The following is an 18,827-nucleotide window of genomic DNA, read 5'->3' on the forward strand; positions in this document are numbered from 1 at the left end:
AGTGTGCTTCCGGCCGCAAGAAAAAAGCGGCAGTGTCTTCATCGGGCGAAGACACTACCGCTTTGACTGCAAGCTGAAAACCGTCCTCAGATCAGCGGATCGCGCGAGGCTTCCTCGAGGAAGGTGAAGACGTAGTCGGAGAAGGAGCGCCAGCATTCGACGCGGAACTCGCGCTCGCCGGTGCGCAAAAGGACGATCTCGCTCTTGCCGAGGATGGTACGGCAGCAGGTGCCGACCGGGAACTCCGGCAGGTAGAGATCCTGCGGGCAGCCGGCGGAAATCGTCGCCTCCGCGCCCTCACCCGAGACGATGATCCCGACATTGCGGTGAGAGACATCAACCGCCGAGTGGAACGCCTCGACACCCTTCAGCGCGCCGGCAAGGTCGACCCCGTCTGCGTCGATCACCAGCCACTCATCCGGGCCGATGCAGAGCACGGAGCGTGTTCCGGAGGTGGCGGAGGTACGAACCTTCGTCGGCAGTTCGGTCCCGAGCGCGGCGGAGACGGCCGCAACGTTTTCGGCCGGTACGCGCAACACCAGGCGCGAGGCGGGTGCTGCGGGGGTGACGCTGACCCAGGGACGCTTCACGGAGCGGCCGTCGAGTGCTGTTCTGCGCAGTGCGATCTGGTCAGCCATTGAGGCGCTCCCCCTTCTCGTCGAAGAAGATTGTTCCGGTCACTTCCACCTCGATCGTCTTGTCCGGCATCGGCACGTAGAGCATCTGGCCGATACGGTCCCTGCCGCCCTCGACGAGCGCCAGCGCGATCGAATGGCCGCAATTTGCCGACCAGTAGGCCGACGTCACATGGCCGACCATCTTCATCGGCACCGGCTGGTTGGGGTCGGCGACGATCTGCGCGCCTTCTTCCAGCACGATGCTCGGGTTCTTCGTCTTGAGGCCGACGAGCTGCTTGCGGCCCGGCCTGACGAGGTCAGGCCGCTTCATGCCGCGAATGCCGACGAAGTCCTTCTTCGCCTTGCCCACGGCCCAGCTGAGGGCGGCGTCGTCAGGCGTGACGGTACCATCGGTGTCCTGGCCGACGATGATGTAGCCCTTCTCGGCGCGCAGCACGTGCATGGTCTCGGTGCCGTAGGCGCAGGCGCCGTGCTTCTGGCCCTCGGCCCAGACGGCTTCCCACACCGCGCGGCCGTAATCGGCCGGCACGTTGATCTCGAAGCCGCGCTCGCCGGTGAACGACATGCGGAACAGGCGGGTCGGCACGCCGCAGATCTTGCCCTCGCGGACAGACATGTGCGGCATTGCCTCGTCCGAGATGTCGATGCCCTCGACGAGTGGCGCGATGATTTCGCGCGACTTCGGCCCCTGCACGGCGATGACTGCCCACTGCTCCGAGATCGATGTCAGGTACACCTTGAGATGCGGGAACTCGGTCTGGAGGTAGTCTTCCATGTGGTGCAGCACGCGGGCCGCGCCGCCGGTCGTCGTAGTGACGTGGAAGCGGTCTTGCGACAGACGGCCGACGACGCCGTCGTCATAGATGAAGCCGTCCTCGCGCAGCATGATGCCATAGCGGCAGCGGCCGGGTTCGAGCTTCTGCCACGGATTAGTGTAGAGCAGCTCCATGAACGCGGCGGCATCCGGGCCCACGACCTCGATCTTGCCGAGGGTCGAGGCATCAAAAATGCCGGCGGTCTTGCGGACGGTCTGGCACTCGCGGTTGACCGCGGCGTGCATGTCCTCGCCCGCCTTCGGGAAGTACCAGGCGCGCTTCCACTGGCCGACGTCTTCGAACACGGCGCCATGCTCTTCCGCCCACGAATGCATCGCGGTGCGGCGGGTCGGGTCGAACAGCTTGCCGCGCGCGTGGCCGGCGATCGCGCCGAAGGTGACCGGCGTGTAGGGCTGACGGAACGTCGTCAGGCCGACCTGCGGCAGCGGCTTGCCGAGCAGCTCGGCGGCAATCGCAAGGCCGTGCATGTTCGACGTCTTGCCCTGATCGGTCGCCATGCCGTTGGTGGTGAAGCGCTTGACGTGCTCGATCGAGTGCATGCCTTCACGCACCGCCTGCGCAATGTCCTTAGCCGTCACGTCGTTCTGGAAGTCGACGAACGCCTTCTTGTCCTCGACGCCCTGTGGAACGCCCAGCATGCCGCCGGTCCAGCTCTCCGATGCACTCGCCTGCGGCGTGGCTGCAGCCGCCCCCCCTTCGACGCCGGCAGCGCGCGCGGCCGAAAGACCCGCGCTGCTCGCTTCGGCGAGTACGGCAGCAAGATCATCCGTGCCGTTGCAGGCGCCGACGCTGGCGCAGGCCTGCACGTAGGTGCCCGGCAGGAAGCGCTGGGTCGCCTCGTCATAGGCGAGCTTGCCGCGCGACTGCGAGAACATGTGCACCGAAGGCGTCCAGCCGGCGGAGGTAAGCAGCGCGTCGACGCCAATCGTCTGCGTCGGGCCGCCAGCCTTCGGCTTGACGATCATGCCGGTGATGCGCAGGCGACCGGTGGAGCCGGCAACGACATGGCCGGTCTTGATCGTGATGCCGAGCGAACGCGCCTCGTCGATGATCGCGCTTTGCGGATTGTCGCGCACGTCGATGATCGCCGCGACGTTAACGCCAGCCTTCTTGAGGTCGACGGCCGCGTAGTAGGCCGAGTCGTTCGACGTGTAGATGCCGACGTTGCGGCCAACGGCGACGCCGTAGTGATTGAGGTAGGTGCGGCCGGCCGAAGCCAGCATGATGCCCGGGCGGTCATTATCCGGGAAGACCATGTGCCGCTCGATCGAGCCGGTCGCCAGCACGACCTGCTTGGCGCGAACCTGCCACAGGCGCTCGCGCGGCAGCTCGGGAAGCGGGCCCGGCAGGTGCTCGGTAACGCGCTCGACCAGCGCAACCATGTTCTGGGCGTGGTAGCCGAACGCGGTGGTGCGGGTCAGCACGCGGACATTGTCCATGGCAGCGAGGCGGTTGGCGACATCCTGCGCCCAAGCCCAGCCATCCTTGCCGTCGATCTTCGTGCCGGTCTCTGCTTTCAGCGTGCCGCCGACGGTTGCCTGCTCGTCGACGATGATGACGCGTGCGCCGGTTTCGGCCGCCGAAAGTGCCGCGGCCAGGCCAGCAGCACCGCCGCCGATGACCAGCACATCGCAATGCTCATAGCGCGCGGCGTAGTGGTCCGGGTCGGCCTTGTCCGGCGCAACGCCGAGACCGGCCGCCGAACGGATGAACGGCTCGTAGAGATGCTTCCACGCAGCCTTCGGCCACATGAAGGTCTTGTAGTAGAAGCCGGCCGAGAAGAACGGCGAGCCGAGATTGTTGACCGCGCCGATGTCGAAGCTCAGCGACGGCCAGCGGTTCTGCGAAACCGCCTGCAAGCCGTCATAGAGCTCCTGCACGGTTGCACGAATGTTCGGCGTCTTGCGCGCGGCATCACGCTCGATTCCGACGAGCGCATTCGGCTCCTCGACGCCGGCGGACAGGAAGCCGCGCGGACGGTGATACTTGAATGAGCGGCCGACGAGGTGAACGCCGTTGGCCAGCAGCGCCGAGGCGAGCGTGTCGCCTTGCAGCCCGGCATAGGACTTTCCATCGAAGGTGAAGCGCGCAACGGCGGCCGAACCGAGCCTTCCCTTCCCCGCAATACGAAATGGCGCGGTCATGCACTTTCTCCCAATGCCGGCTTCGGCTCGCCAGCCTTGTATGTCGTCAGAAACTTGTCGCTGACCGTGTCACGGGCGGCGTTGAAGAAGCGGCCGCAGCCGTGGACGTGACGCCAGCGCTCGAAGACGATGCCCTTCGGGTTCTGGCGCAGGAAGAAGTAGGCCTCGAACTCTTCGTCGCTTATCTCGGTGATATTCGACGGACGAACGAGATGCGCCTCGCCGGCGTGTCGAAACTCGACCTCCGGCAGGTCCTTCTCGCAATAGGGACAGCGAATGAGAAGCATGGTTCTTCCTGTCTTGTCTCTCGACCGGACCTCAGCGATCCGGAAAACTGATGCGCGACGCGCGAATTAGTGGGCCACGGCTGCCGCTGCGGCTTCGTCGATGAGACGACCGGTGCGGAAGCGGTCCAGCGAGAAGCCGGCGTTGATCGGGTGCGGCTCGTCGCGAGCGATGGTGTGGGCGAAGACGTTGCCCGAGCCGGGCGTCGCCTTGAAGCCGCCCGTGCCCCAGCCGCAGTTAACGTAGAGGCCCGGAACCGGCGTCTTCGAGAGGATCGGCGAGCGGTCCGGCGTGACGTCGACGATGCCGCCCCACGAACGCAGCATCTTCATGCGCGTGAACATCGGGAACATTTCGCAGATCGCGTCGAGCGTGTGCTCGAGGATGTGCAGGCCGCCCGTCTGCGAGTACGAGGTGTACTGATCGGTGCCGGCGCCGATGACGAGCTCGCCCTTGTCCGACTGCGAGATGTAGGCGTGCACCGTGTTCGACATGACGACGCACGGGAACACCGGCTTGACGGGCTCCGAGACGAGCGCCTGCAACGGGTAGCTCTCGAGCGGCACGCGTACCCCCGCCATCTGCATGATGACCGAGGTGTGGCCGGCAGCGACGACGCCGATCTTCTTTGCCTTGATGAACCCGCGGGTCGTCTCGACACCCTCGACATGACCTGCCGGCGCGCGGCGGATGCCGGTCACCTCGCAGTTTTGGATGATGTCGACACCACGGGCCGAAGCCGCGCGGGCATAGCCCCAGGCGACCGCGTCGTGACGGGCCGTGCCGCCGCGGCGCTGCAGGGCAGCACCGAGGACCGGATAGCGCGCGTTCTTGTCGATGTTGAGCGGCGGGCAGAACTCCTTGGCCTGCTCCGGGGTCAGCCACTCATTGTCGACGCCGTTGAGACGGTTGGCGTGGATGTGGCGCTTGAAGACCTGAACGTCATGGATGTTGTGCGCGAGCATCATCACCCCGCGCGGGGAGTACATGACGTTATAGTTCAGCTCCTGGGAGAGGTTCTCCCACAGCTTCACGGCGTGGTCGTAGATCCCGGCCGATTCGTCGTAGAGGTAGTTGGAGCGGATGATGGTCGTGTTGCGGCCGGTGTTGCCGCCGCCGAGCCAGCCCTTCTCAACCACCGCGACGTTGGTGATTCCATGCTCGGAAGCGAGGTAATAGGCCGTGGCAAGACCGTGGCCGCCGGCGCCGATGATGACGACGTCATATTCGGCCTTCGGTTCGGGCGACCGCCACTGCTGTTCCCACCCCTTGTGGCCGCGAAACGCCTCCCTGGCGATGGCGAAGGCGGAGTATTTGCGCATGTAAGGTTGGTCCCGGTTCGATGATGGAAGCTGGCCTTTTCGGCAATCGGCGTATCACTAACCAAACGGCACGTCGCTTCCTGTATCGTTTGCGACCAACAGTGCCGTTTTGCGCCAACGCCGACTGACGCTGCGGTAATGATGTGGAAATCGAACTGCAACAAGATATTGAGAGGACCCATCGCGAACCTCTCGACAATGACTACGGGGTCTGCTATGAGCCGCGCCAATTCGTGGTGCGATTGCTGCGGGGCCGTTAAGGTATTGCGCCGCCGTACCTAGAAAACTTATTGCGTCACAACCAAACGGAAGACAGGAACGCACGTGCAGGTACTCGTCCGCGACAACAATGTTGACCAGGCGCTTCGCGCACTCAAGAAGAAGATGCAGCGTGAAGGCATTTTCCGCGAAATGAAGATGCGCGGTCATTACGAGAAGCCTTCGGTCAAGCGCGCACGTGAGAAGGCAGAGGCTGTTCGCCGCGCCCGCAAGCTGGCTCGCAAGCGCGCACAGCGCGAGGGCCTGATCGGCGGCCGCGCGGGTGCTGCTCGCTAAAAAGCGCCTAGTTTTCGTCCTTTTCCGACGATAGTGAATGAAGGTGGAGGTGATGCGAATCGCCGCCACCTTTTTATTATTCTGCAACAACCCGGCTGGAACCTGTCCCGGCGCAAGACGTTGCTGGATGCGGCGAAGAAGGGGATTCACCACATGACGATCGAGGCCGTGGCTGACCGGCGTTTCCTGAAGAGTTCGACTGCCGGGGTCTTTGCCCTGCTTGCGGCGCTGGCCCTGAGTGGCTGCGAGACGACCACGTCGACACTCAGCAGCGTAGCTGTCGACACCGCACAGAGCTCAACCGAGAACATCTCCTCGCTAAGCGAAGTGATCCGCCGGACTCCGAATGATCCGGAAGCTTACAACATCCGTGGCTCGGCCTACGGCAAGGGTGGCCGCTACAAGGAAGCCCTGCAGGACTTTGACACGGCGATCCGCCTCAACCCCAACTTCTACCAGGCCTATGCGAACCGCGCGCTGATCCACCGCTACATGAACAATCAGCAGGCGGCGCTGCAGGACTACAATCGCGCTATTCAGATCAATTCGAACTACGACGCCGCCTATATCGGCCGCGGCAACCTCTATCGCCTGGCCGGCCGCGACAGCGAGGCGTTCCAGGACTTCGAGCGGGCGATCCAGCTCGACACCACCGACCCGCGCGCCTACCACAACCGCGGGCTGCTCTATCAGGCACGCGGCCAGCACGACTTCGCGCTGCAGGATTTCGCCGCCGCTATCTCTCTGTCGCCGCAGGCGACCGAGCCCTATACCGCGCGTGGCTTGTCCTACCTCGCCCTCAATGACGACGAGAACGCAGCAGCGGACTTCAACCGCGTCATCACGATCGACCGGTCGAATGCGGAAGCCTGGGCGTATCAGGGTGTGGTGCTGGAGCGACAGGGAGATAAGACCCGCGCGATGCGCTCCTATGGTGAGGCGCTGCGCCTCAATCCGAACCTGAAGGTTGCGAAGGACGGCCTGGCCCGTACCCGGACCTCCTAGCCGTCCTTCTCAAGTTCAGCAGCAGAAAGCTACTCTGCCTCACGCGCCGCCGCGGCATTGCGGCGGCGAAGTATTTCGTACGTGACGGCGCCAAGCACCGTGATGGTGATCAGGATGAGCGCCAGCGCGTTCACGGCCGGCGTCAGGCCGGTGCGGACCTTGGTCGCGATGAACACCGTCAGCGGCGTGTCGAAGCCGCGCACGAACAGCGTCGTGTTGTAGTTCTCGACCGACTGCAACACCGCCAGGAAGGCGGCCGCGATCAGCGACGGCTTCAGGTACGGCAGCAGGATGCGGCGGAAGACCATGAACTTCGACGCGCCGAGGCCAAGGGCTGCCTCCTCCTGCGTGCGATCGAAACGCTGCAGGCGCGCCGCCACCATCAGCATCACGTAGCAGATGATGAAGCTCGACTGCGCGACGACGATCAGGAACGTGCCGCCGCCGACATTGAGCTGGCGCCACAGTACCAGCGTCGAGATGCCGATGACGACGCCGGGCGTCAGCAGCGGCGACACCATCAGCGCGTAAAGCAGGCCCCTCGCCCGCGCATGCAGGCTCGTCAGCATCAACGCGGCGGCCGTGCCGATCGGCAGCGAGACGATGACGACGAAGAAGGCAACTACGACCGAAGTCCACACGGCCTGCCACATCGCCGCGTCCGCCCACAGCTCCGAGAACCATTGCAGGGTGGTGCCCTGCCACGGCGTCACGGTTGGGAAACGGCTGGTGTTGAACGTCGCGGCCGACATCACCACCAGCGGCATGAACAGGTAGACGAAGAACGCCACCATGTAGAAGCGGAACACCCAGCGGGCGATACGATCAGCGGCACTCATTTCGCCACATCCGTCAGGCTGACACGTGCGATCTTGAGCGTGGCGAGCACCACGACAAGGCACAGCACGAGGAGGACCAGCGCATAGGCCGCACCGCGGTTCCAGTCACCGCCCTCGAAGAACCAGTTGTAGATGACCTCGGTGAACCAGCGGCTGCCGGGAGCGCCAAGGAGCGCTGGTGCCACGTAGGATCCTGCCGCAAGCATGAAGGTGAACACGCAGCCGGTCGCGATGCCCGCCTTGGCATGCGGCATCACCACCCGCCAGTGGATGCGCCACGTCGAGGCGCCAAGGTCGCGGGCCGCTTCGATCTGCGACTTATCGAGGCTCTCGATCGAGTTGTAGATCGGGAACAGCATGAACAGGATGTAGGCGTAGACCATGCCGGCGAGCACGCCGATATTGCCGTACCAACGCACCGGCGCCTCGATGATGCCCATGTTCAGCAGCACGGCGTTGAGCGGACCGCGGAAGGCGAGGATGATGTACCAGGCGAGCGTGCGCAGCACCTCGTTGATCCAGAACGGGATCGTCAGCGCGAGGATCGCGATGGCCGTCTGGCCGGGGGTGGCGCGCTGTGCCAGCCAGAAGGCGAGCGGATAGCAGACCACGAAGGTGATGAACGCAACGAAGGCGCTGGCCCAGATCGTCTTGAAGAAGATCGAGCGGTGCACCGCCTCGTTGGCGAGGTAGAGCACGTTGTCGAGCGAGTAGACGTCGTTCGGCCCGCCGATCTGCGCTGGCGGCAGGTTCGGCCGCAGCGCGTAGTCGATCATCATCACGTTCGGGGCAAGCACCATGCCCGCCAGCCACAGGAAGACCAGCGCGATGAAGATCGTGGCGAGGCCACCGCCGAAGCGTTGGTAGAGACTAGCCATCGGGCAGCACCACCGCATGCTGGGTCGCGAAACCGAACGAGGCCTGGCTGCCGGTCGCCGGAGCATTGGCGAGGTCGGTGGACGGGATCGAAGCGATCAGCTGCGAACCATCCTGCAGGCGGCCATAGGCGAGGCCAAACGCGCCCTCAAAATCGATGCGGTCGACCGTCGAGGTGAGCACGTTTTCCCCTGCCCCGCCGGACACCAGCGCTTCCGGGCGCACGTAGAGCTTGACCTTGTCGCCAGTCTTGATGCCGCCATTGGCGCGGCCGCGCAACGAGCCGAGCGGAGTTTCTACCGCGGCAATGCCATCGGCGATGGTGGTCACCTTGCCAGCGATCGCGTTGTTCTCGCCGACGAAGGTCGCAACGAACGGTGTCGCCGGATTGTCGTAGAGCTCGCGCGGCGTGCCAACCTGCTGCAGGACGCCCGCGCTCATGACCGCGATGCGGTCCGACATCGCCAGCGCTTCCGACTGGTCATGCGTGATGTAGATGAAGGTGACGCCCGTGCGCTTCTGCAGCGCGCGCAGCTCGGCGCGCATGTGCTGGCGCAGCTTGAGGTCGAGCGCGGACAGCGGCTCGTCGAGCAGCAGAACCTGCGGCTCCACGGCGAGCGCACGCGCGATCGCGACGCGCTGGCGCTGGCCGCCGGACAGCTCGCCCGGCATGCGGTCGCCATAGCCCTCGAGGGCGATCAGTTTGAGAAGTTCATCGGCCTTCTTGCGGCGTTCGGCCTTGGAGGCCCCACGCGCTTCAAGTCCGAATGCGATGTTTTCCCAGACCGGCATCAGCGGGAACAGCGCCAGCGACTGGAAGATCATCGCGGTGGGGCGCTGGTTGGGGCCAAGCCCCTGCATATTCTTGCCACCGATCAGGATGCGGCCTTCAGTCGGCTGCAGGAAGCCGGCGATCATCCGCAGGATCGTGGTCTTGCCGCAGCCGGATGGGCCGAGAATGGAAAAGAATTCGCCGCCATTGACGGTGAAGTTGACGTCGCCCACGGCGCGCGTGGCGCCAAAGCTCATGCCGACCGCTTGCAGCTCGACGGAGTGACTCATCAGGTACCTCTTGTGGGGGGAGAAGGGGCTCTTGCGAGCCCCTTCAGTTCTTCATCAGGCCGAGAGGAAGCGGTCCTGATATTCATTACGCTTCGCGACGTACCAGTTCTCCTGGATCGGCCACCACCACAGCTTGTCGAGCGCGTCGCCCGGGTAAGCAGCGGCGAAGAACGCCTTGGCGTCGTCCGACAGAAGGTCTGCAGCGCCGACAGCGGTCGAGTTGATCGAGGTGGCGTTGGTGTACATCGCTCCGGCTTCCGGCGTGAGGAACCAGTTGATGAAGGCGTAGGCCTGCTCGACATTGGTCGCACCGACCGGGATAGACACGCCTTCCATCCACGCCAGGGCGCCTTCCTTCGGCGCGATGAAGCCGACCGGCAGGCCTTCCTTGGCGAGCGCAGCAGCGGTCGAGTCCCAGGTCTGGCCGATCGCGGCGCCGTTGACGCGGAACGCGCCCTGCGCCTCGTTCTCGTTGGTCCAGAACTGCATGATGTTGCCCTTGCGAGCGATCGCCTCAGCAAGGATCACGTCGAAGATCTCGATCTGAGCTTCCGGGCTGGTGAAGGCGTCGAGCAGCGGACGCGGCAGCTTGCCTTCGGCTTCGAGCCACAGGCCGAGGCCGACGAGGCTCGAATGGCCGCGAACGGTTGCCTTGCCAGCCATCTCCGGCTTCCAGATGTCGCCGTAGGACGCGGTGCCGTATTCCAGCGGAGCCTGGTCCTTGTCGAAGGCGATTGCCTCGGTGCCCCAGTCAACCGGAACCTGATAGCGCTTACCGTCGATGACGGCGCCGAACTTGGCCGAGTTCTCCCAAGCGCTCGGAAGGCACTTGGACACCTCGACCTTGGACTCGTCGAGCGGCTGGATCAGGCCGTACTCGACGTAGTTCGGAACGCGATCAACGGTCGGCCAGATCAGGTCGAAGCCACCGCCATTGTTGGCGCGTAGCTGGTTCAGCAGCTCGTCATTGGTGCCGTAAGGCGTGTAGTTCGCCTTGATGCCCGTCGCCTTCTCGAAGGCGCCGAGGATTTCGTCGTTCAGGTAGCCGGCCCACGCGAAAATGTTGACCGACCCCGAGGAGCCCTGCGCGTAGCTGCGCGAAATGAACGGAGCGGCCAGCGAAAGGCCGGCCGTCGCCGCAGCACCACGCAGAAGCGTGCGTCTCTGGATTGTCGTCATGAAAGTGCTCTCCCTGGTTGCGAATGACCCGCGTTTATTTTCGCTATGATACATTTCGATGACAAATGCGCAATCGGATGATTAGTCGGTCCGCCACTTTAAGGTGAACATTCCGCAAGGAGAAAACGTCGCGGCAACAAAAAGTTAGCAGATGCTGATTTGCTGGGCAGGCGGCCAGAAGTTGCCGGAAAAAGAAACGCCCGGTTGCTGACCGGGCGAGCAAATTTCACAGTCTTCAAACCGCCAGGACCATCGTAATGGGTCGACGACCTGACGATATGCCCCCTCACCTTCCTGGCATCAGGGGCAGCATTGCCATTCCAGCCAATGCCGGGCGGCGTGTCATCGATTCGGACACGGTGAAATCCCAACCTGCAGCGCCGCGAAAAAATATCGCTGTGCACACCGCAAAACGACGACGCGAGGCCCCGTCAGGTCAGCCTCGCGCGGCAGCATACCGTCCTCCGCTGCAGGAACCGGAATCTTGCGATCGGTTCACGCAGCGGCTGGCGCTTAGCGCAGCAGGAAGGTGCCGGCGGCGATCAGGATGATGAAGAGGAAAGTGGCCGAGAAAAAGCCGGCGGTCGTGAAGAACCCGAAGGCCATGGCAATGAGGAGCGCCACGGTCGCCATCGAGCCGTACTTCACGATCGTGTTGAACAGCGCGTAGCTCTTCTCGTGCTCCCGATAGTCCATCTCGGCGCCGAGTTCGACAGGACCCGTCGGAGTGTGGTCAGCCATTTCAGTATCCCCTCCGTAAAACAGATGCATCGCTGATAGCGAAAACAGTGCATCGGGGCAATGGGAGTAATGTCGCGCCCTGATCGACGAGCTGCTTGTGAATTCAGGCGAGCCAGCGCTTGCGGCGCTTGTAATGTTTCACGTCGCGGAACGATTTCCGTCCCTCGCCGCCGACGCCGAGGTAAAATTCCTTCACGTCCTCGTTTTCCCGCAGCGATTGCGCGTCGCCATCGAGAACCACGCGGCCCGATTCGAGGATGTAACCGTACTTGGCGTAACGCAGCGCGATATTGGTGTTCTGCTCGGCAAGGAGGAAGGACACACCCTGCTCCTCATTGAGCTTCTTCACGATCTCGAAGATTTCCTCCACCAGTTGCGGCGCAAGGCCCATCGACGGTTCGTCAAGCAGGATCATCTTCGGCCGGCTCATCAGCGCCCGCCCTATCGCAACCATCTGCTGCTCGCCGCCGGACGTGTAGCCGGCCTGACTGGTGCGGCGAACCTTCAGGCGAGGAAAATACTGGTAGACGAGCTCGAGGTCATCGCGGATCGCCACCTTCCCATCGCGGCGTGTGAAGGCGCCGGTGAGCAAATTATCTTCGACCGAAAGGTGGCCGAAGCAGTGCCGGCCCTCCATTACCTGGATGCAGCCGCGCCGCACCAGTTCATTCGGCGACAGAGCCTGCACCTCCTCGCCCTTAAACACGATCGTGCCCTTGGTGACCTCGCCGCGCTCGGCATGCAGCAGGTTCGAGATGGCCTTGAGCGTCGTCGTCTTGCCAGCGCCGTTGGCACCGAGGAGTGCGGTGATGCCGCCGCGCGGCACCGACAGCGACACGCCCTTGAGCACCAGGATGACGTGGTCGTAGATCACCTCGATGTTGTTGACCGAGAGGATCGCATCGCCGGGCTGGCTGACGGGTTCGGTGCTGGCTGTCGTCATCATCGTCCCTCGGGAGAGTGACGGCCCGGCGTGACGCCGGGCCGGCTTTTTCCGGTTACTTGCACTCGTCGTTCATCGACCACGGCTGGTTTGCGGCCGCGTAGTCAGCGGCGGCTTTCTCGACCAGCGGGTCGATAACCGAGCGGTCGGCAGTGAGCAGATCGGAGACCTTCACGAACTTGCTGCCGTCCCACTCGACCATCCAGGCACTGGCGTGGCCCGTATGGTTGGAGCAACTCATCGCGAACGGAGCCATCATGTTCTCCGCGCCGAGTTCCGCGAGACGTGCGGCGTCGATATTGACGTTCTCCAGACCGACACGCAGCTGTTCACGGTTGATGTTCGGCGTGCCGGCCTTGTCCTGCGCGGCCTTTACCGCCTCGGCAAGGATCACCGACATCAGGATGCCGCGCTGATAGGCGGTGGAATCAAACTCCCCTGCTTCGGCGTTGATCTGCGACTTGCCGGCGTCGACCACGTACTTTTTAACGTCCTGCATCAGCTTGGACTCGGAGTCCGCGAAGTTCCAGGACAGCGCGCGATAGCCCTTGCCCTGCTCGCCGACGAGCTTGAGGTCCGGCTCATGCGCGCCCCACCAGACGCTGACGAACTGGTTCATTGGATAGCGCGTCTTCACCGCCTCGGAGATCGCGCTGCCGTTCATTGCGCCCCAGCCCCACATGACGACGAAGTCCGGCTTCTCGCGGCGGATCTGAAGCCACTGCGCCGACTGGTTCTGCATCTCGGTGAGGCCGACCGGGATCGGCAGCAAGGTGAAGCCATGCTTCGAAGCAAGCGACTCGAGCAGCGGGATCGGCTCCTTGCCGTACGGATGGTCGAGGTGCAGGAAGGCAATCTTCTTACCGTTGAGGTTGTCTAGGTTGCCGTCGGAAATGCCCTGCAGGATCATCGACGCACCGTCCCAGTAGGAGGTCGGCGGGTTGAAGGCCCACTTGAAGGTCTTGCCGTCCTGCATCGCCGAGAAGCCGTAGCCCGGCGCGTACATCGGGATCTCGTCAACGCCGGCGCGCGGCAGCACCTGCAGGGTGATGCCGGTCGACCACGGCTGCGTCACCAGCGCGCCGTCGGCTTTGGTCTTCTCGTAGCACTCCACGCCCTTTTCGGTGTTGTAGCCGGTCTCGCACTCGTCAAACGCGATCTTGACGCCGTTGATGCCGCCGTCGCGCTCGTTGAGCATGGTCATGTAGTCGAGCTGGCCGTTCATGTGGGGTGTGCCGGTCGCCGCGAACGGACCGGTACGGTAGGACATGTTCGGAAGCTTGAGGGCCTCCTGCGCCGCAACTGGTGCCGCAAGGCCCAGCGCAAATACGGTTGCAAGAAGCGTTGCCTTGATCTGTGCTGTCATGCCTGTTCCTCCACTTTGACCCGTTTTCTGCGGGTCCTCCTCCCTTGGTTGCCGGCCTCGCAGGTCAGTGCGGGAACGGCCAGATAATTAGTTTCTCCCGGATGATGGCCCACAGCCGCGCCAGACCGTGCGGCTCGAGGATCAGAAAACCGATGATGAGCAGACCAATGATCATGACATTGAGATGCTCGACCATCGAAGGGCTGATGGGCAGCCCGAGCGCGCTCGGCACGGCGCCGATGATGACAGGCAGCGCCACGATCAGGATCGCGCCGAGGTAGTTGCCGAGGATCGAACCGAGACCGCCGATAATGGCGATGAACAGCACGCGGAACGACAGCTGGATGTCGAACAGTTCCGCTTCGGCTGCCCCGCGCCAGAAGAACACGAACAGCGCGCCCGCAATGCCGACGATGTAGGACGAGACGAAGAAGGCCAGCAGCTTCGCCTTCATCAGGTTGATGCCGACGAGCTCGGCGGCGATGTCCATGTCGCGCACCGACTTCCAGATGCGGCCGATGCGCCCGCGGGTGATGTTGATGGCGCAGAAGGTGACGACGGCCACCACGCACAGCACGAAATAGTACTGCGTCATCGCCGAAGCCCTGGCGCCGGCGACGGTTACGCCGAACATCTGGATGTTCGGCGCCTGGATCGCGCCCGATGCCGAGTAGTTGTAGAGCCACGCCCACTTCTGGAACAGCCAGACGAGGAAGAACTGCGCCGCAAGCGTCGCGATGGCGAGATAGAAGCCCTTGATACGCAAGGACGGAAGACCGAACGCCATGCCGATGGCCGCCGAGAAAAAGCCTGACAGCGCCAGTACGATAACGATATTGAGCTCAGGGAAGATCGTCGCCAGCTTGAAGCATGCATAGGCGCCGACGCCCATGAAGGCACCGGTACCGAGCGACAACTGTCCGGCAAATCCTGTCAGGATGTTGAGGCCGAGAGCTGCCAGCGAATAGATCAGCACCGGAATGAGCAGCGCACGGAAGGTGAACTCGTTCGCCATCAGCGGCAGGATCACGAAGGCGAAGAGAAGGATGACGCCCAGCAGCCACGCGTCCTGCTTCACCGGAAACAGCGCGTAGTCTGCCTTGTAGCTGGTCTTGTACTGTCCTGCGACGCGATAGAGCATTCAGTCTTCCCTCAAACCCGCTCGATGATGCGTTCGCCGAAAAGGCCCTGCGGGCGGAACAGCAGCACGACCAGCGCCAGCATGTAGGCAAACCAGGACTCGGTGTTGCCGCCGAGCAGCGGCTGGCCCCAGTAGATCTCGAACAGCTTTTCGAGGATGCCGATCATCAGCCCGCCGATGATGGCGCCGCTGACGGATTCAAGCCCCCCCAGCATAAGCACCGGCAGCGCCTTGAGCGCGATGACCTCGAGCGCGAACGACACGCCGGCACGCGCGCCCCAGACGATGCCGGTCGCCAGCGCAATCATGCCGGCGATGAACCAGACCAGCACCCAGATCGTCGAGAGCGAGATGCCGACAGACAGCGCCGCCTGATGGTCGTCGCCGAGCGCGCGTATCGCGCGGCCCATCTTCGACTTGTTGAGGAAGAGCAGCAGGCAGACCACCAGCACCACCGCGCCTACAACTGCCGTGATGTCGCGCTGCTCGATCATCACCAGTCCGCCGAACGGCTCGAAGGTGTAGCTGTCGGTCGGGATGCCGAGTTCCTGGGTGATCATGCGCTTGTTCTCGCCGCCGAAGATCGTCTCGCCGAGGCCGATCAGGAACAGCGTGATGCCGATGGTTGCCATGAACAGGATGATGTCCGGCTGGTTGACCAGCGGGCGCAGCACGACCCGCTCGATGGCGATCGCAAGCAGCAGCATCACGCCGAGCGTCATCGGCAGCGCCAGCCACGCCGGTATGCCCTTCTGGTGCAGGCCGACGAGCGTTAGCGCCGCGAACACGACCATGATGCCCTGCGCAAAATTGAAGATGCGCGACGACTTGAAGATCAGCACGAAGCCGAGCGCGATCAGCGCGTAGAGCACGCCGGAGACGATGCCCTCCCACAGCACCTGGATCAGGAAGTCCGGGGCATCGGCCATGTCCAGGAATGGCTGGATGAGGATCGAGTGAATGAAGTCCATCAGTGCGCCACTCCCAGATAAGCGTCGATGACCGCCTGGTCGTTCTTGACCACGTCGGGCTCGCCGTCAGCGATCTTCTTGCCGTAGTCGAGGACGACGACGCGGTCGGACAGGTCCATCACCACGCCCATGTCGTGCTCGATCAGGGCGATGGTGGTGCCGCGCTGCTGGTTCACGTCGATGATGAACCGGCTCATGTCCTCTTTTTCTTCCAGATTCATGCCCGCCATGGGCTCGTCGAGGAGGAGAAGCGACGGCTCCATGGCGAGCGCCCGCCCAAGCTCGACCCGCTTCTGCAGCCCGTAGGGCAGCTTGCCCACCGGCGTGCGTCGGATGTGTTCGATCTCGAGGAAGTCGATGATCTCCTCGACCTTCTCGCGATGCTCGATCTCTTCCTTGAGCGCCGGGCCATGCCACAGCATCTGCCAGAAGATGTTGCGCTTCATCAGCACCGAGCGGCCCGCCATGATGTTCTCGAGCGTCGTCATGCCCTGGAACAGCGCGACGTTCTGGAAGGTACGGGCGATACCCTGCCGCACCGCATGGTGCGGCTTCATCGCCCGGCGTTCCTCGCCGCGGAAGGTGATGGTGCCCACCTGCGGCGTGTAGAAGCCGTTGATGACATTGAGCATCGACGTCTTGCCCGCGCCGTTCGGCCCGATGATGGCGCGGATCTCGCCCTTGCGGATGTCGAAGGAGATGTCGGTGATCGCCTTCACGCCGCCAAACGAAAGCGAGACGTTGTCGACCTTGAGGAGAACGTCACCCTTGGCGATGCCGTCGTCGGCACCCGCGAACTGAGCCGGCGAAGGACGCGGATTCATTCTGCTGCCTCCCGCACCGGCGACGCATGCGCGCTGCCATAAATGTTTGCTTCTGCGATTTTCACCGTCGCGCTGATGCGTCCCTTGCGGCCGTCTTCGAAGGTGACCTCCGTCGACACAAACTTCTCGCTCGAGCCGTCATAGAGAGCCTCGATCAGCTCACCATAGCGCTCGGCGATGAACGACCGGCGCACCTTCTGCGTGCGCGTGAGCTCGCCATCGTCGGCGTCGAGCTCCTTGTGCAGGATCAGGAAGCGCCGGATCTGCGCGCCCGCCATGGCCGGCTCCTGCGACAGGCGCCGGTTGGTCTCGTCAACGTTGCGGGCGATCATCTCGTAGACGCGCGGATGGCCGGCGAGCTCCTGATAGGAAGCGTAGGCGATGTTGTTTCGCTCTGCCCAGTTGCCCACTGCCGTGAGGTCGATGTTGATGAACACCGCCGCGAAGTCTCGCCCGTCACCGAAGGCCACCGCCTCCTTGATGTTGGGGAAGAATTTCAGCGTGTTCTCGATGTATTTCGGCGCGAACAGCGAGCCATCACACAGCTTGCCGACATCCTTGGCGCGGTCGATGATCTTGAGCTGCCCGTCGGTGTCGAAGAAGCCGGCATCGCCCGTCTTCACGTAGCCATCCGGTGTCATCGCCTCAGCGGTCTTCTCCGGTTCCTTGTAGTAGCCGACGAACATGCCGGGAGAACGGAACTGAACCTCGCCGCCCTCGCTGATGCGGATATCGACATTCGGTGCCGGCAGCCCGACCGTATCGGAGCGCACCTCGCCATCCTTCTGGCAGGTCACGTACAGGAACGCCTCGGTCTGGCCGTAGAGCTGCTTCAGGTTGATGCCGAGCGAGCGGAAGAACGAGAACAGATCGGCGCCGATCGCCTCGCCGGCGGTATAGGCAACTCGGATCTTTGACAGGCCAAGCACGTTCTTGAGCGGCCCGTAGAGCAGGATTTCACCCAGCGCATAGGCAAGCCGGCCAGCGAGCGGCACCGGGCGCTTTTCAAGAATCGCCTCACCATACTTGCGGGCGACCTCGGTGAAGGTGCGGAAAATCCACTTCTTGAACCGGCCAGCATCCTCCATTCGGATCGTAACGCTGGTCAGCAGTCCCTCGAAGACGCGCGGTGGCGCGAAATAGAAGGTCGGCCCGATCTCGCGCAGGTCCTGCGGTACGGTCTGCTGGCTTTCAGGGCAGTTCATGCAGAAGCCCGCAACATAGCCCTGCGCGTAGTTGAGGTAATGATCGCCAACCCAGGCCAGCGGCAAGTAGGCCAATACGCTGTCCCGCTCGGTGAGGTTGTCGAACTTCACCGTGTCAAACGCCGCCTGCACCGCCGATGCCGCCCGGATCATCACGCCCTTTGAGCGTCCCGTCGTGCCGGAGGTATAAAGCATGACTGAGACGTCATCGCCGCTCGCCGAACGGACGCCGTCCTCCCAGTTTTTGGCCGCAGACGGATCGCGCTCGATCAGCGCCCGGCCCTTTGCCTGCACCTCCTCGAAGTCGTGCAGCGCTTCGGAGCGATAGTCGCGCAGGCCTCGTTTCTCGTCATAGATGATGTCGGTCAGCGCCGGGATCTGGTCGGCGAAGGAGAGCAGCTTGTCGACCTGCTCCTGGTCCTGCGCCACGGCAAATCGCACGCCGGCATGGTCGAGCACGTAGGCCATTTCCTCGGCCACCGCGTCCGCATAGACCGGCACCGGAATGCCGCCGAGCGACTGCACCGCCGTGAACGTCCAGTAGAGCCGGGGGCGGTTGGCGCCCACCACCGCCACCTTGTCGCCGCGCTCGAAGCCGAGTTCGAGCAGGCCGAGCGCAAAGGCGCGGATTTCATCGAGTTGCTGTCGCCAGGTCCAAGTCTGCCAGATGCCATAGTCCTTGTGACGCATGGCCGGGCGACTGCCAAATTGCTCCGCATTGCGAAGCAGGTATTTGGGAAATGTATCGAGTGCGGTCGCAGTGTGCGCCAACCCGTTCCTCCTCCAGATGGACGCGCTCATTTTGCGTCCGGCTCCGAGTTGGCCCCTCCCGCCTCACCGGAACCTTGATTGTTGTGCGGAGAATTCCACGAAACAACTTGTCTGTGCAACACCC

General features: G+C 63.4%; 17 protein-coding genes. 2 read left to right on the forward strand and 15 right to left on the reverse strand.

Going from position 1 to position 18,827, the window contains the following annotated elements:
- Nucleotides 1-86: 86 nt before the first annotated feature.
- From L610_RS13165 to L610_RS13180, 4 genes are all read right to left on the reverse strand, one after another.
- Nucleotides 87-638, reverse strand: coding sequence for a sarcosine oxidase subunit gamma (locus L610_RS13165; protein ID WP_024847427.1), 552 nt, complete (start codon nucleotides 636-638; stop codon nucleotides 87-89).
- Nucleotides 631-3,618 (reverse strand): sarcosine oxidase subunit alpha, encoded by a 2,988-nt coding sequence (locus L610_RS13170; RefSeq protein ID WP_144705584.1) that lies wholly within the window; start codon nucleotides 3,616-3,618, stop codon nucleotides 631-633. The genes L610_RS13165 and L610_RS13170 overlap by 8 nt, the downstream gene beginning before the upstream one ends.
- Nucleotides 3,615-3,905 carry a sarcosine oxidase subunit delta gene (locus L610_RS13175; protein WP_024847429.1) on the reverse strand — a complete coding sequence of 97 codons (291 nt, stop codon included), beginning with the start codon at nucleotides 3,903-3,905 and terminating at the stop codon, nucleotides 3,615-3,617. The genes L610_RS13170 and L610_RS13175 overlap by 4 nt, the downstream gene beginning before the upstream one ends.
- A gap of 66 nt (nucleotides 3,906-3,971) precedes the next feature.
- Entirely contained in the window at nucleotides 3,972-5,225 is a 1,254-nt protein-coding gene (locus tag L610_RS13180) for a sarcosine oxidase subunit beta (RefSeq protein WP_024847430.1), read from the reverse strand.
- 324 nt (nucleotides 5,226-5,549) lie between these two features.
- On the opposite strand from L610_RS13180, the gene rpsU reads away from it, so the two are divergent.
- Both rpsU and L610_RS13190 read left to right on the forward strand, forming a co-directional pair.
- Entirely contained in the window at nucleotides 5,550-5,780 is a 231-nt protein-coding gene (gene rpsU, locus L610_RS13185; protein ID WP_024847431.1) for a 30S ribosomal protein S21, read from the forward strand.
- Between the two features lie 153 nt (nucleotides 5,781-5,933).
- A complete protein-coding gene (locus L610_RS13190) occupies nucleotides 5,934-6,785 on the forward strand; it encodes a tetratricopeptide repeat protein (RefSeq protein WP_144705586.1) in 852 nt (283 codons plus the stop codon).
- Between the two features lie 29 nt (nucleotides 6,786-6,814).
- On the opposite strand, the gene L610_RS13195 is transcribed toward L610_RS13190, so the two are convergent.
- From L610_RS13195 to L610_RS13245, 11 genes are all read right to left on the reverse strand, one after another.
- Entirely contained in the window at nucleotides 6,815-7,624 is an 810-nt protein-coding gene (locus tag L610_RS13195) for an ABC transporter permease (protein WP_024847433.1), read from the reverse strand.
- Nucleotides 7,621-8,502, reverse strand: a complete 882-nt coding sequence (locus L610_RS13200; RefSeq protein WP_144705588.1) for an ABC transporter permease — start codon at nucleotides 8,500-8,502, stop codon at nucleotides 7,621-7,623. The genes L610_RS13195 and L610_RS13200 overlap by 4 nt, the downstream gene beginning before the upstream one ends.
- Nucleotides 8,495-9,562 carry an ABC transporter ATP-binding protein gene (locus tag L610_RS13205; protein WP_144705590.1) on the reverse strand — a complete coding sequence of 356 codons (1,068 nt, stop codon included), beginning with the start codon at nucleotides 9,560-9,562 and terminating at the stop codon, nucleotides 8,495-8,497. Before L610_RS13205 ends, L610_RS13200 begins: the two co-directional genes overlap by 8 nt.
- A gap of 54 nt (nucleotides 9,563-9,616) precedes the next feature.
- A complete protein-coding gene (locus tag L610_RS13210; protein WP_144705592.1) occupies nucleotides 9,617-10,741 on the reverse strand; it encodes an extracellular solute-binding protein in 1,125 nt (374 codons plus the stop codon).
- Nucleotides 10,742-11,254: 513 nt separating this feature from the next.
- A complete protein-coding gene (locus L610_RS13215; protein ID WP_024847437.1) occupies nucleotides 11,255-11,482 on the reverse strand; it encodes an aa3-type cytochrome c oxidase subunit IV in 228 nt (75 codons plus the stop codon).
- A 103-nt stretch (nucleotides 11,483-11,585) separates the two neighbouring features.
- On the reverse strand, nucleotides 11,586-12,428 hold the full coding sequence (locus tag L610_RS13220) for an ABC transporter ATP-binding protein (protein WP_144705594.1): 843 nt from the start codon (nucleotides 12,426-12,428) through the stop codon (nucleotides 11,586-11,588).
- 52 nt (nucleotides 12,429-12,480) lie between these two features.
- The gene (locus L610_RS13225; RefSeq protein ID WP_024847439.1) at nucleotides 12,481-13,791 is read right to left on the reverse strand and encodes an ABC transporter substrate-binding protein; all 1,311 of its coding nucleotides are present in this window, start codon (nucleotides 13,789-13,791) and stop codon (nucleotides 12,481-12,483) included.
- Between the two features lie 64 nt (nucleotides 13,792-13,855).
- Nucleotides 13,856-14,932, reverse strand: a complete 1,077-nt coding sequence (locus L610_RS13230; protein ID WP_144705596.1) for a branched-chain amino acid ABC transporter permease — start codon at nucleotides 14,930-14,932, stop codon at nucleotides 13,856-13,858.
- Nucleotides 14,933-14,943: 11 nt separating this feature from the next.
- The gene (locus tag L610_RS13235) at nucleotides 14,944-15,903 is read right to left on the reverse strand and encodes a branched-chain amino acid ABC transporter permease (protein WP_144705598.1); all 960 of its coding nucleotides are present in this window, start codon (nucleotides 15,901-15,903) and stop codon (nucleotides 14,944-14,946) included.
- Nucleotides 15,903-16,727, reverse strand: coding sequence for an ABC transporter ATP-binding protein (locus L610_RS13240; protein ID WP_144705600.1), 825 nt, complete (start codon nucleotides 16,725-16,727; stop codon nucleotides 15,903-15,905). Before L610_RS13240 ends, L610_RS13235 begins: the two co-directional genes overlap by 1 nt.
- The gene (locus L610_RS13245; RefSeq protein ID WP_186441475.1) at nucleotides 16,724-18,733 is read right to left on the reverse strand and encodes an AMP-binding protein; all 2,010 of its coding nucleotides are present in this window, start codon (nucleotides 18,731-18,733) and stop codon (nucleotides 16,724-16,726) included. Before L610_RS13245 ends, L610_RS13240 begins: the two co-directional genes overlap by 4 nt.
- Nucleotides 18,734-18,827: the final 94 nt, after the last annotated feature.

Source organism: Aminobacter sp. J44, from assembly GCF_007829415.1.
Taxonomy (GTDB): Bacteria; Pseudomonadota; Alphaproteobacteria; order Rhizobiales; family Rhizobiaceae; genus Aerobium.